Raw genomic sequence first — 13,302 nt, 5'->3', positions numbered from 1 at the left:
TACAATCTCTTCGGAAGAAGGTGCCTTGAATTAAGCATCTTAGATGGGAAAAAGAAGATTCAATCGAGTAGATTCAGGGGGCTAGTCTATTTCATTTTGCTGAGAGAATTTGATGAGATGCGAAATTAACATTTAGAGGATTTGTTAAATTTAATCAATTTTATAACTTAACAAAAAGGTGAATTTGAAGATTTAAAGTAAGTACTTTTACTTGTGTAGAGAGTATAAATCATAAAAAATGACTCTTACAAGCATTTTATTAGCATATTTTTACATTTGGTACTTAATACTTATTTTACATAGGTCAATTAAGAACTAAGACCGATACGCCATATTACATGCCTGCCGCATTTTTCGATAATATTCTTATAAATGTAAAAAGAACCGTGATCAACACGGTTCTTGATGTGAAAAGTGGAATATGTTGTTAGAAGCATTGGTATGACCGCTTTTTTTGGATAATGACATCGAAATAGGGGCGTATATAGGAACGATTTGGGATCTATTACGATTTAGGTATTTTGTATTGAATAATTGCGTTTTGACGCACAGAACATGGTTTTTCATCATCGAAATAATACTATATATGCTCATAAAGCATGTATTTTGTCCTGTTTGATAGATTATTTCTGGCTTGATTGCTTGTAGCCCATGATTTTATAGGAATATAATACTAATTGTTTCAATTTGACGAATTAATGCGATTGCTTGTTTGCTGTCTGTACTTTCGGGACGGGAACCTTATACAAGTAGTGAAATATTACAAGCAGTAAGATATGCATCACGGCAAAAACAAAATACATATTGCTAAACACCGATGCTTCCAGGTTGGCATTTATACCATTCCATGCCGTCCTTGCTCCTTGATCAAGGAGTATACTGTAGAAGGAGGCCGATATTGCGCCCGACATGAAATTAAGAGTCGAAACAAGACCCATCCCTACTCCGGTATATTCTGGAGCAAGTGAGCGGGAGACGCTGTTGATGAGCGAGATTTGAAGACTCATCTGGCTTACAGTCCCGACAATGAGAATTGCAGCAATCCAGTAATGATGACTACCCGCCCAAATCGACATCGCCATAAAAGTAATGACCAAGAGAGATGCCGATATCGAATAGACAAAGTGATTACCATGTGCATCGACTATTTTTCCAATCCTTCTTCCAAGGAATGCAGAGCAGATCGCTGCAGGAACCAGCATAAATCCGACAATTCCAGCTGATAGATCATTGACCTGCTGCAGCAGCAGCGGGGTCAGAAATGGGAACGAGAAACCGATCCCTTGTACAAGAACCAGGATAACGAGTCCAATCGCATACCCTTTCGAATGAAACAATTGAAGCGGTATAAATGGGGTTGAAGTCAACCTTGAGCGAACAATAAATAGTATAAACAGGACTGCCGCTGCTACGAAATACAGTATTTTTGCTTGAGTTATCGACATCATAAGCAATATAACAAATAAAGCTAGCAAGCCGCCCCCAAGGTAGTCGATCTTGTCGTCTTTCTTTAATTGGTCCCTTCCCAGATACTTCAAGTAAACGGCAAAGTAGTAAGTGTCAGTATTGGCACTGCAAACAGCCATCTCCATTCGGCAAAGCTGACAACTGCTGCTGAGATAACGGGTCCGATTGCATTACCTACCGCAAGACCTGTAAAGGTAATCCCCAGTGCATACCCTCTTTTCTCCGGACTGAAGTATCTGACTGGGATGATGGTACTCATGGCCGGCACTACAGCAGCACCCGCCGCCTGTACGATTCTACCCAGTACAACCATATAGTAAGACTCCGCTGTAAATCCAACTAACGATCCCATAGCGAATATGAGCAATCCAACCACAACTAAATGCCTCAGATGAAACATGTTAACCAGTTTCCCGTAAGTGAGGGTTCCGAGCGCATAAACGACGAGATACGCGGTTGAGACCCAGCTTACCTGGGCTACAGATAATGAAAATTCAATGCTGATGTCAGTTAGCGCGATGTTAAACATCGTCACACTCATGACGGACAGCACCATGGTGAATGCCAAAACTCGAATCAATTTATAAGCAGTGTCGGCTGCACCTAGTTGAGATGACGGACTAACCACTTTATCGTCCATTCCAATTTTTCCTCCCTCTTCTTCTCTGTTCTCCAGTTTATTCTTAAAGATGAAGGAAGAAAAATATATATTTAGCCATATCCTTATATACTCAAGTATATTAAGCTGTAGTTATTACAGACAAAGGAGCGAAAATAAATGGAACTTCTGCAGCTTCACTATTTTCGTACTGTAGCGCAGCTATTTATCCAAAGCAGCTCTAGCTTTCAAGCAATTTTTAACAGATCTCCTCTTCCTTATAAGCAAAAAGAGCTGGTCTGTATTTGAACAATACACGCCAGCTCCATTATCTCTAATCCAATTAATTAATAAATCCTTCCAGGGCAATCGTTGGTTTGCCATCCGCATTCCAAGCACCTTTTGCATAACCGCCATTATATCCCGGGGTTGCCTGCGGCTCCCAGTAGAATACGCCTAGTCCTTTGCCTCCAGAAATATTGCGCACATCATTTTTGATCTTGGTAATAAAGCTCTTGGCTGCCGATGCCTGATTATAATCCATACCAATCTCAGAGATGACGATCTCCTTACCATACTTGGAAATCAGTTGATTCACATTGGTTATTGTCTGGTTCACTTTCGTAGACCAATCCGAGGCTGAAGGATAGAGTGACAAACCGATGACATCAAAATTGGCCCCGTTTTGTACCAGTCCCCCGATATTCCAATCAAGCACGGCATAATCGTGAGCGTTCGCCAGATGTACAATGGTCTTCGTATTCGGGCTGACCGATTTCACGGCATTATGGCCTGTGTTTACAAGCCACGCGTAATTTTTCATGTTCACGGAAGCTTTACCATCATTCCATAGCATGCCGTCATTCGTTTCATTGCCGATTTGAACCCAGTCCGGAGTAACCCCTTTGTTCTTCATCGTATTCATCACATAAATTGTGTGGGACCATACCGCGTCCATGAGCTGCTGAAAAGTGTAGTTTCGCCAAGCATAAGGTTTATTTTGCTGTCCGGGATCAGCCCAGGAATCACTATAATGTAAGGTAAGCATAACACTCATTCCCAGATTCTTCGCTCTAAGCGCGAGATCAGCTGCTTTCTCTGCATTCATATATCCGTTTGCATAATCACTCATATTGGGATTCACCCATACACGTAAGCGAACTGAATTCATCTGATAATCATTTTTCAAAATCTGCAGGATGTCACGCTGAACCCCGTTCTTGTCCTTCCATTTGTAACCTGCTGCCTCCATCCCTGCTACCCAGCTGATATCCGCTCCTTTGGCAAAAGCAGGTGCTGCCTCCGCCTTGTGATCTCCACCGGACGGGCCGAGCAGCATCAATAACATCGAGAGACTTAGAAATATCAATCCAAATCGTTTACGGAACTTATTCATACCAGACCTCCTATATCCATTTCACTCTCCTTGGAAAGTGTCATCTGTATTGTAAACGCTCTCAAAGAAGTGTCCTAGGATATTTTTCCAACATTTTGGTTCTTATTCTAACTTCAACTATGATGGGATAAGAGGATATATGAGGATACACCAAAAAGGTCCTCCGCAAAGGAGGACCTTTTTAGGCTAAGCTGGTCTTAGTGAAGAATTTAATGGGTTCATTCCTTCCATCTAGCTAACGAAAAGGCTTGAGCGCTTCCACATATTGCGGATACCAGTGATCCCACTCTTCTTTGCTCTCCATTAATGCCTTACCATTTAATAAAGTCTCAATAGCATCAAGACAGACATGCCAGCCTGCCAGATCCTTAGGTGTATGATCTGTAAGAGCAGAGATCTTCTCGGTCAGTATAAGTGTGGAAGCTTCTCCATTTTGATCTGCATGAATTTCGAATCGTACCTTGTCTTCTCCCCACACATACTCAAGGACTTTGCCCTCTACATAGTCCAATATCGGCATTTCCTCGTACGTCCCATCCTGCATATCAAACAGGATCATACCGCCTGTTCCGAGTTCTTTTACCTCAAGCTCTGGGAACCACTCTTTTAATCGTTTATTCTCAGTAAGCATTGCCCATACCTTATATGCAGGATGCTGTAACTCCCGCTTGAATTCAGCTGTATAACCCGATTCATTTTTTTGAATTTGAGCGATCATTATTAGATTGTCCCTCCTTCTTATATAGACATCATTATACCTTAATACCAAGAACATTACGAATGATCAACACCGTCAATCCAGTTGACCACCAATGGTGAGCTATTTGCTGATGATCAAGCTGGATGATTCAAGCTACCTTCTTCGTCCGATGTAGAGTAAATGTGAGGATATACCGAGCAGCGCTGGGTCTTCTGCAGTTGTGATCATCAGTTCTATATACTTTCTGTGTGCCTCGTCGCCTTGATTCCTCCAGTAATCCACCTGTTCAGAATGAAGCAATGCACCGATACTTGTAGAACCGATGAGATTAACTTTCTCAAACCCGTGTTCCTCCATGAAAGGCTCAATGGCGGCTGTGTCGAAATAGTACGCTCCCGTAAACCGTCCCTGGTCCTCGTGATTAAATCTGCCTGTAGCCCAAAATTGTTCAAGATTGTCCATCGTATGATTCGGCTTCCAGTGCGCTGGATTCAGTAATGAGTTCAGCAGCATACGGGTTCGTGTCTGAAAAGCAACAAACACAACTCCGCCTGATTTGGTAACACGATACAGCTCCTTCGCAGCTTTGGATCGCTCCGCTTCCTCCTGCAGATGGTACAAAGGACCGAGCATCAAGGATGCATCAAAGGCTTCATCTGAAAATAAATGGAGGTCGGCCGCATTCAGCACATGAAATCCGTCAAATTGTGAAGTCAGCTGTAAATGATCTGCCTGCTCCTCTGCTACACTCACAAGTCTGGGAGTCAGATCAGACAATGTGACCTGATAGCCCTGCTTCGCCAGCTTCATTGCATATTTACCTGGACCAGCTCCATTATCCAATACCCGCCCGGATGGGGGAAGATTCTTGCTGATATAATGCCAATTCACGATAAATTCCAGTGGCTCACGGTCCAGTCTTCCCCATTCATCAAAGGCAGAATAGTAATCAATGATCTCTTTCATATGACCTTCCCCCTGTAATATATCTCTAGCTAAAATGCATGCTTGGCGCAAAAAAGCCCATCGCCTCTAAAGAGGCGACAGGCTAAATTCCTTCGCGGTACCACTCTTCTATGTTCGATTGCTGTTCCTAACAACAAATGCACCCGAACCTTGAATAACCCAATATCGGCGGTCAACCGGCATAGCCTAAATGAAGTCTCTTCCAATCAGTTCAGAGTTCAATTCAGCTATACTGCTCCAGGGTGAGCTATACTTCTGTTCGAATCCCTGCCTTGCACCAGCCGGCAGTTCTCTTCATCATCTTACAGAAGCAAATCCCTATCATCGCATGAGGTGTATGTATATTTTTACCATTATACATATTGAGCAGTTCTTTGCCAAGTCATAAAATCCTGCTGGATTCATGTAAGATCTCTGATCATTTGTCCGATAAGAATGAATGAGCCAGGAGTGAGAATAGAAAATCGCTCAACACGTATTTGTGTTCTATTGAATGTTTTGAACATCAGTCAAATTCACCTGCGAAGCATTTCCTAATAACCCATCTAAAAATCCCATATTCTTTCTCCTCCGTTGGTGTAAAGTTTTATAGTAATGTAAGTACTATTTTATAAAGTTACACTAAGTGGGTAAGAAGACAAAAATCCTTGACTTTGGAACAAAGGTAAGTTGATAGGAAATGTGCAAAAAATGTCCTCCATCTCTTACATGCACATGGTACTTGAATCCTTTTTCATGCACGTTAAAAGATGCATTAAAGTACTGACGTAATCGCAGCTGAAAGGGATTAAAGAAATCCCAAAACACATTAGTAAAGTCAACTACAATACGGTCTATTGATACTTTCACTCCTTCCATGGTTGCAAACAAAACCCTTTGAATACCGCTTACACTATAATTGTCGCTCTTTCCATCATAGAAGGTGCGATTCAATTCCTTCTCATCCTCAATATCGTTGTAGAGTTTCTACAGTTGCGAATAATTTTGAAAAAAACATGAGAAAACGAAGAAAACAAAAAACAGGTCAATCATGGTGGTATCTGACCATAATCGACCAGTCCAATGTATCGGCATAGCGTTATTTGGGGTATAAAATTCAAGCATAAGATGTGCGTACAAGGCTATTAAGATTTTGTTGCAGCGGGGGTATTACATAGGTAATGCAAGTTCATTGAGTCATAATAGATTCATCCGTACTGGGTGGGGTTTCAGTCAAAAGGACAATAAGTAACCACATGGAGCAATATTCTCGCATGTGGCTATCTTAATTATTACCTTGAGTCAATGGATTTCTAGACAAAACGATTTTATTTCGTCTTCACTGCTTCTCTTTTTTCTAAATCAACTTTATACTTTTTATCTGGCAAGGGAAACTTTGATGTCGTATGCATAATATATTTATCTTTCTCAAAAGTCCCATCCATCATTACCCAATAATTCACCTTTTCCTCTGATAATCCCTTAATTTTATTTAGATGCATATCTAAAGGGATATGCATTTCCTCACCATCAGAAATCCTTTTAATATAGAGCCGAGCATTGCCGTTTTTTTGAAATAGATTTACTAATTCCAATTGATATTCATACTGACCATCCGTTGTTATTTGCAACGTGTCCGTTACTATATTCTCTGTTAACCAACCACTCTTGTTGACATTTTTGAATAAAGTTGGACTCAATGATAGCATACATAAAATTATTATAGACACAGCAACTATGCCCCATGATGATGCAGGGAGCCATCTTTTGATAAATAAGAATATTGATAAACTAATTAACAGTATTGATGGTATTCCAAAATAGACAAAAATTACGGTTGATACCAAATCTATTCCTCGTTGGAAATTTGCCGTTGTTCCTAAGATAAACCATATAACGGCAGATAGATTAATTAATAATGCCACTACCCATATAGCTCTTATTAGCTGTAGCAAATACACCACCCCTTTAATAATTATTTGAAATATATGAGGTCTGCTAATTGCAGTCCTTTATATACCAACGAATAATTATGATTTTACATAGAAATCTGCTAATAGTCCTTGAACATACTTTTTCAAACGTTAGAATGCATTACCGAGTGAGACTCAATTCCATCGTACTTTTTATCAACTTCTACTTTCACATTCCCTGCATTATTAAATGTTCGACGTGCCTTCCCTAGTAACCATATACTTCCTCCGTTAACTTGAACTCCATCACGTTCGTTATATACATGAAGGTGCTGTCCTACTTCTTGTTTAAGCTGATATCCTCTAACAGGTGTTGCGATCGTCACAAGAGTTTCAACTTTTATGTCTTCATCACCTAATAGATTAGCCACCATAATCGCAACATTTCCTCCATGACTATGACCTACCAATCTAATAGGTTCATCAAGATTCTCTTCTCTCCATTAAATTATTTCATCAGCTAATGCTTCAGACCCTTCTTTTCTTGCAGGTTTATCATTTCCACCAGTCCAACGATGAGTAGAAACATCTTCATCATACAATTCACCAATATACTCTTTAAACTCTGGAGTCCAAGTTTCCGGATTACTAAATGTACCATGAATAAGCCAAATTTTATGACCAGTCGGGTCAGCATAAATTAAGGGATTATTATGCACATACGTATAAAGATTCAAACTAAGCGAATTATTTAGCTCATCTTCATACGTATCCTCATTAATAAACCGACCAATATTTGGGTCATACCAGCGAGTTCTTAAGTACTGTAGTTTTGTAGAATCATCCCAGTATTCCCCTGAATAGCGGAAAGGATTGTGTACTAGTTCTTCCTGAGAAAGAATATTGCCCCAAACATCATAAGAGCTGTTTAGAGTCTGACCTGTATTATCCTGCAACTCAGTAATATCTCCATGACCGTTGGATAACACATACACTCTTGAACCATCTGCATAATCAATTGCTTCTAGTTCTTTTCCACGGATATAGGTAGCCTTATGAATTGGCTTCCCATCAACTACTTCGGCTTCTGCTATGATCTGGTTACTATCATAATAATAGCGATTCCGAACACCATTCTCTTCGTAATAGCTTATGTATTAGTATGTTTGAAATTGACATTCAATCTTTTCTATTAACAACTCCCTAAATTTATATTCAGTATATTCCCCTTACATACTGAACGTTAGAGATATAAAGTACCTCTTCGGTACCGCTGGAGAGAGTCTCTGCAATGGCTGCAGGAAGGTCTTTTACAAATAGATTAGGTCCTTCCGTCTCCCCGTAACCTCCATTGTTCAGCACGTTATTATAATTTACTGAATTAATGATTGGTTTGTTAAAAGTCGGATCGATTAGATCGGATTTAGTAACCATTTGAATAGTTTGTGTTTTACCGGTTTTGGAGTCTGTAACTGTTGACGTTGATCGGTATACTTGCTTTGCATAGTCACCATAAAATTGCTGGATGCCGAACACGAGGGTTACAGTACCATCAGTCAGAATTTAGGTAGCAATGAAAAAAAGACAAGCTTCACATGAGTACGGTAGAACTCACATGAACCTTGTCTTCTTACCTAATAGCGATTGCGTTCTTTATCCCTTTACCGCGCCAAGCGCAACGCTGCCAATAATCTGTCTGGAGAACACGGCGAACACGATAATGATCGGTACAATGGAGATCGCCACACCCAAGTACAAGAGCCCGTAATCCATGCCATAATATCCTTGTACCAGAGCAACGAGCACGGGAAGCGGATATTTATCCAAGGAGAAGAACAGCACAAGTGGGGTTAGGAAATTGTTCCATGAGCCAATGAATGTGAATATTCCAAGCGCCGCTACCGCCGGGCCAAGGATCGGCAGCACGATCTGGTTGAAGGTTCTGAACTCTCCGCTCCCATCGACCCGTGATGACTCGATAATCTCATCCGGGATGCTGCTCTCAATGAATTGCTTGATAAAGAATACGTTGAAGGCATTCGCTGCTGCAGGAAGTATAATGGCTGCATAGCTGTCCAGCATACCAAGTGTACTGAACAGTCGATACATCCCGATCAGCGCCAGCTGTCCGGGTACCATCATTGTCGCCAGCAGGAACAGGAACAGCCACGTGCGGCCTTTGAATTTATATTTGGCAAATCCAAATGCCGTTAAGGCACCGATGTACAGTGAGAGGATCGTAGAAGCTCCTGCGATGAAGAAGCTGTTCCCAAAGCCCCGCCAGATATTGATCTTGGAAGCCATATTGACATAATTGTCGGGCAGGAATGAACCCGGAAGAAAAGTAAAGGTCGACGCGATGGTAGCATTGTTATGGGTGGAATAGATCAGCATGAGATAGAACGGGATGATACATATAATGGCTAGCACAATTAGGAAAAAGTATATTAACACTTTGCCGGGTGTAAGCCGATTTGCCTTTGCTTTTCTCTCATAAGCCATGCTTTGCTCTAAAGGTTTGGCCGTTTGCATCCTCATTCCCCTCTCTTATGAGCTGCTCTTGCGTTTAGTCATCACGAACGATGCAACCGAGAACAAAATAATGATAACGAATAGGCAGAAGGCGATGGCTGCTCCGTAACCAAAGCGCGTGCTTTGGAAAGCAACATTGTACAGGTACATAATGCTCGTCATCGCTGCCCTGTCGGGTCCTCCGGTTCCGTTCGTCAGTGTAAAGGGCTGATCAAAGATTTGAATTCCGCCGATAATGGACGTAATAACCTGAAACAAAATAATCGGACGCAGCATAGGAACGATGATGTGAAGGAAGATATGCTTTTTCTCCGCTCCGTCAATTTGAGCGGCTTCCTGCAAGGAAGGATCAATGCCCTGCAAGCCTGCAAGATAGATCACCATCGAGTAGCCGAAATACTGAAAGAACAGGATGGCAGATACGATTAGCCGCATGATCCAAGGATCGTTCTTCCAGTTGATTGGGTTCTCAATTAGACCAACTTGTACAAGAAAGTGATTGAGTCCCCCGGACTGCCAATCAAAGATCAAGCTGACCAGCAAGCCAAGGGATGCAGCAGTGACGATGTTCGGAAAGAAATACACCGCTCTGAAAAAATCTCTTCCCCTGAGAAGCTTGTCGTTAAGAATAAAGGCCAGCACCAGCGAAACGGTCAGCTGAGGAACAACCGAAATCCCCCAAATAAACAACGTATTAAACAGTGTTTTCCAAAAGAGCGGATCCTGCACGACCGCCACATAATTGCCGAGACCAACGAACTCCGGTGTCGTAATCCCGTCCCAGTTGGTGAAACTGATGTATAAGCTATACAGAATCGGATAAAGTCCAAATATGAGGAAGATGATGAAAAACGGAGCAATAAAATAATAACCATAGTGGTCTTTGCGTATGGATTTAGCAAACATTCATTTGTACCCCCCGTCATCGGATTCACATTGACGTTCATTCGTATTCAGCATTTCACTCCAATCCTTCGAGCTCTGGAAATCTCAATTTGACGTCGCGTTTAATTCTCTCTACCGCTTCCTCCTTTGTTTGAATATCGTTGTTTAGGTACAGCTGAAGAACGTTCTTGAATATGTCGTTGTTAATCACGGTATCGTATTTGGTTCTTTCATAGACGGGTACGTCTTTCGCTGCCTCTGAGAAGAATTCAAAATGCTTCTGCCCGCCAAGATAATCCGATGTCACTGTCTTTGCCAGCTGATCATTCACAATCATATTGCTCGTAAAATAATCCTGCTCCTGTGCAAGCTGAGACAGAAATTCATGATCAAAGTTATAAAATTCAATAAACTTCCAAGCAAGATCCTTCTTGTCGCTATTGCTGTACATGGCAATATAGGTTCCGCCCGAGCTAAATCCTGTCGGTCCTTGAGCAAGCCCCCACATGCCAGAAGTATCCGGCGCATTAGCTTTGAAGGTGTATTGAAGCCCCCAGGTGGCGGCTGGGTAAAACATGACTGTACCCTTTTGCATGGAGGCAGCTGAGCCTGCGCTTCCTTCTTCATATTCAGCAAGCACCTTGCGTTCTCTCGCTTCCCTAACCAGATCCAGAATTTCCAGATAAGTATCGTCCATGACAAACTTACCATCTTGTACCCAGGGAATTCCGTCATAGGAGTTCGAGATCGCGTTCCAGTTCGCCAGAGCATGCACTTGATTGCCACTCTCCTGCTGTACCCGCTCGCCAATCTCAAAGATTTTATCCCAGGTATCAATCTGCTTGCTGACCTCTTCGGGATCATCTGTCCCCAAATATTCCTTCGCCAGATCACGCCGGTAATAGATGGCGCCCGGAGTTGCCTGATAGCCAAGTGCTCTAACATGGCCTTCACTGTCTTTCTCATTGGCCTGGACAAAAGGGTACTGCTCAGGAAGCAGTTCGTCCGCATTATAAGGTGCCTCAGACAGATTTTGCAGGTAAGGTACATCAATCAGCTCTCGTATGTTAGCGTTTTCAATCATAAAGACATCAGGTGCCTTGGAGCTGGTCTGCAGTGCCGACTTTAGCTTCGTGATATAGAAGTTGCCCGGAATGTTGATAAAATTAACCTTGATGTCCGGGTACTTCTCTTCGAACTTTTCAATCGCATAGCCGGCTTCATCCGTAAAGCTCCACACCGTGATCTCGTTATCATTAGATTCGGCCATAGCCTGAAGCTGACAGCCTGACAGCAATACGACTGAGCATAGTAGAACAAGCAGCGCTAAATGATGACGTTTACTCTTTGAATCCAGCTGACAATAAAATTTCTTCATGAGCCCCCTCCTTTATTTAAGGAAACGCTTACATTTTATTCGATTATATTGATTTCGAAGTGGGCTTTCTTCACCGATATTGTTCATCATCCTTCATATTTTGTGTTGTTTGTCTTGTGCTTCTTTCGAAAATCGGACGGCGTGCAGTCATTATATTTTTTGAACAGACGGTTAAATGAGTTAATATTGTTAAACCCGTGGCTTACAGCAATATCAAGAATGGAATCCTCACTGAACAGCAGCGCCCATTCCGATTTGATGATCCGAAAGTGATTCAGGTACTCCATCAGTGTGATGCCCTTAATATCCTTGAACAGCTTGCAGACGTAAAATTTGCTGAATTTAATATGGTCAGCGACTTGATCCAGCTTGATATTCTCGGAGTAATGCTCTTCCAGATATTTACATACACCCTCAATGAACTCGAATTTCTTCGAGGTTGTAATTTGCCAGTTAAGCGCATCGGAATCCTCGCACAGGCCTTTAGTTCGCAGGAGCTGTACAATAAAATCATACAATCGTGCTATCATTGCCCATTTGTATCCTGCCTGCCTGTTGCTTTCTTCGGCTGACAACGAAATGACGTACTCCCCTAAGTCTCTTTCTTTACATGTGGAAGCAGGAATAACAGTTGTTTTATTAAATAACTGCTTCATACTTAGCCAATCATTATCTTCAATAAAGCTGCCCGTAAACAGCTCCATCCGAAATAAAATAATGGTCAAATTCTGTGTACCCGGCAAAAAACAATGTACATCTCCCGGCTTAATCACAAGCACATCGCCTTTTTGGAGCTCATACATACAATTGTTCACGCCTATGCGTCCGTATTCCCCTTTGACGAACACCATCTCTACCTCTTCATGCCAATGAGCTGCATAATTGAATTGATCGCCAGTATGAATAACTCTGATAGGAAAACCTTCTGTCATATGACCTGTTTCAAGAAATGTCGGCACGCCCATTCTATCCACCCTTTCCTATTCGCATTTATCACATTACCTTATTATAGTTATTCTCTCCCGGTTCGTACCAGCAAAATATAAATAAGCCGCTGTCAACAATAAATGAAAGCAGCGGCTAATAATCTTTATTTTGGCGTCTTTATTCAGTTAATTATATTTTCAAAATATTTCTTCACTTCCTCAATGCTCTGGGTACGCAGGACAACTTCTTTGTCATTGGTAATCATCATCGTTGGGATTTCATCAATATCTGCTTTATCCGCTTTTATCTGGTTGTCGACTGTATTAACGTTATACAATTGTATACCTCGAATGACCTCTAGTAATTCCTCACTTGAGTTCATATATTCAAGCAGCTCGTTATCGAGATCCGTGCTCGCGTCGCGGAACAGATGAATGGTGTACATCCCTTCTGTATCAGATAGAAAATAAGACAGGTCCGTTTCCTTACTGGGAACACTGCAGCCTACAATACATAGGAACAGAAGCACAACGAGCAAATTTAAATTTCTCAATGGAACCC

General features: G+C 41.7%; 13 protein-coding genes and 1 pseudogene. All 14 read right to left on the bottom strand.

The window, feature by feature from the left end; genetic code table 11:
• Positions 1 to 695: 695 nt before the first annotated feature.
• The 14 genes and pseudogenes from BM415_RS07245 to BM415_RS07175 all read right to left on the bottom strand — a co-directional run bounded on the left by BM415_RS07245 (position 696) and on the right by BM415_RS07175 (position 13,294).
• Positions 696 to 1,592, bottom strand: coding sequence for an MFS transporter (locus BM415_RS07245; RefSeq protein ID WP_139236964.1), 897 nt, complete (start codon positions 1,590 to 1,592; stop codon positions 696 to 698).
• Positions 1,535 to 2,107, bottom strand: coding sequence for an MFS transporter (locus BM415_RS07240; protein WP_244533174.1), 573 nt, complete (start codon positions 2,105 to 2,107; stop codon positions 1,535 to 1,537). Before BM415_RS07240 ends, BM415_RS07245 begins: the two co-directional genes overlap by 58 nt.
• 301 nt (positions 2,108 to 2,408) lie before the next feature.
• Positions 2,409 to 3,413: a glycoside hydrolase family 53 protein gene (locus BM415_RS07235; protein WP_244533264.1), complete on the bottom strand. Its 1,005-nt coding sequence runs from the start codon at positions 3,411 to 3,413 to the stop codon at positions 2,409 to 2,411.
• Positions 3,414 to 3,696: 283 nt separating this feature from the next.
• On the bottom strand, positions 3,697 to 4,179 hold the full coding sequence (locus BM415_RS07230; protein WP_091156197.1) for an SRPBCC family protein: 483 nt from the start codon (positions 4,177 to 4,179) through the stop codon (positions 3,697 to 3,699).
• Positions 4,180 to 4,314: 135 nt separating this feature from the next.
• Positions 4,315 to 5,127 carry a class I SAM-dependent methyltransferase gene (locus tag BM415_RS07225; protein WP_091156195.1) on the bottom strand — a complete coding sequence of 271 codons (813 nt, stop codon included), beginning with the start codon at positions 5,125 to 5,127 and terminating at the stop codon, positions 4,315 to 4,317.
• Between the two features lie 1,307 nt (positions 5,128 to 6,434).
• Entirely contained in the window at positions 6,435 to 7,031 is a 597-nt protein-coding gene (locus tag BM415_RS07215; RefSeq protein ID WP_244533173.1) for a hypothetical protein, read from the bottom strand.
• 152 nt (positions 7,032 to 7,183) lie between these two features.
• Positions 7,184 to 7,498 (bottom strand): annotated as a pseudogene (locus BM415_RS07210) (hypothetical protein); the annotation flags it as partial.
• Between the two features lie 24 nt (positions 7,499 to 7,522).
• Positions 7,523 to 7,975: an RHS repeat-associated core domain-containing protein gene (locus tag BM415_RS25890; protein WP_348272308.1), complete on the bottom strand. Its 453-nt coding sequence runs from the start codon at positions 7,973 to 7,975 to the stop codon at positions 7,523 to 7,525.
• 259 nt (positions 7,976 to 8,234) lie between these two features.
• On the bottom strand, positions 8,235 to 8,555 hold the full coding sequence (locus BM415_RS25010) for a hypothetical protein (RefSeq protein ID WP_091156186.1): 321 nt from the start codon (positions 8,553 to 8,555) through the stop codon (positions 8,235 to 8,237).
• Between the two features lie 117 nt (positions 8,556 to 8,672).
• The gene (locus BM415_RS07195) at positions 8,673 to 9,551 is read right to left on the bottom strand and encodes a carbohydrate ABC transporter permease (protein WP_091156183.1); all 879 of its coding nucleotides are present in this window, start codon (positions 9,549 to 9,551) and stop codon (positions 8,673 to 8,675) included.
• Positions 9,552 to 9,566: 15 nt separating this feature from the next.
• On the bottom strand, positions 9,567 to 10,457 hold the full coding sequence (locus BM415_RS07190) for a carbohydrate ABC transporter permease (RefSeq protein ID WP_091156181.1): 891 nt from the start codon (positions 10,455 to 10,457) through the stop codon (positions 9,567 to 9,569).
• A 55-nt stretch (positions 10,458 to 10,512) separates the two neighbouring features.
• Positions 10,513 to 11,814, bottom strand: coding sequence for an ABC transporter substrate-binding protein (locus tag BM415_RS07185; RefSeq protein ID WP_091156178.1), 1,302 nt, complete (start codon positions 11,812 to 11,814; stop codon positions 10,513 to 10,515).
• Positions 11,815 to 11,900: 86 nt separating this feature from the next.
• Positions 11,901 to 12,779 (bottom strand): AraC family transcriptional regulator, encoded by an 879-nt coding sequence (locus BM415_RS07180; RefSeq protein WP_091156177.1) that lies wholly within the window; start codon positions 12,777 to 12,779, stop codon positions 11,901 to 11,903.
• A 143-nt stretch (positions 12,780 to 12,922) separates the two neighbouring features.
• Entirely contained in the window at positions 12,923 to 13,294 is a 372-nt protein-coding gene (locus BM415_RS07175; RefSeq protein WP_091156174.1) for a hypothetical protein, read from the bottom strand.
• Positions 13,295 to 13,302: the final 8 nt, after the last annotated feature.

The organism is Paenibacillus sp. 453mf (assembly GCF_900116105.1).
GTDB classification, from domain to species: Bacteria; Bacillota; Bacilli; order Paenibacillales; family Paenibacillaceae; genus Paenibacillus; species Paenibacillus provencensis.
Note: the sequence above shows the minus strand (reverse complement) of the source record. Positions and strands in the feature narration are given on the sequence as shown.

What these genes read in the sequence shown, in the direction of transcription:
- BM415_RS07245 (WP_139236964.1), bottom strand. Translation starts at nt 1,592, where the DNA reads ATGGAGATGGCTGTTTGCAGTGCCAATACTGACACTTACTACTTTGCC.
- BM415_RS07180 (WP_091156177.1), bottom strand. Translation starts at nt 12,779, where the DNA reads ATGGGCGTGCCGACATTTCTTGAAACAGGTCATATGACAGAAGGTTTT.
- BM415_RS07230 (WP_091156197.1), bottom strand. Translation starts at nt 4,179, where the DNA reads ATGATCGCTCAAATTCAAAAAAATGAATCGGGTTATACAGCTGAATTC.
- BM415_RS07240 (WP_244533174.1), bottom strand. Translation starts at nt 2,107, where the DNA reads ATGGACGATAAAGTGGTTAGTCCGTCATCTCAACTAGGTGCAGCCGAC.
- BM415_RS07185 (WP_091156178.1), bottom strand. Translation starts at nt 11,814, where the DNA reads ATGAAGAAATTTTATTGTCAGCTGGATTCAAAGAGTAAACGTCATCAT.
- BM415_RS07190 (WP_091156181.1), bottom strand. Translation starts at nt 10,457, where the DNA reads ATGTTTGCTAAATCCATACGCAAAGACCACTATGGTTATTATTTTATT.
- BM415_RS07225 (WP_091156195.1), bottom strand. Translation starts at nt 5,127, where the DNA reads ATGAAAGAGATCATTGATTACTATTCTGCCTTTGATGAATGGGGAAGA.
- BM415_RS07195 (WP_091156183.1), bottom strand. Translation starts at nt 9,551, where the DNA reads ATGCAAACGGCCAAACCTTTAGAGCAAAGCATGGCTTATGAGAGAAAA.
- BM415_RS07235 (WP_244533264.1), bottom strand. Translation starts at nt 3,413, where the DNA reads ATGTTATTGATGCTGCTCGGCCCGTCCGGTGGAGATCACAAGGCGGAG.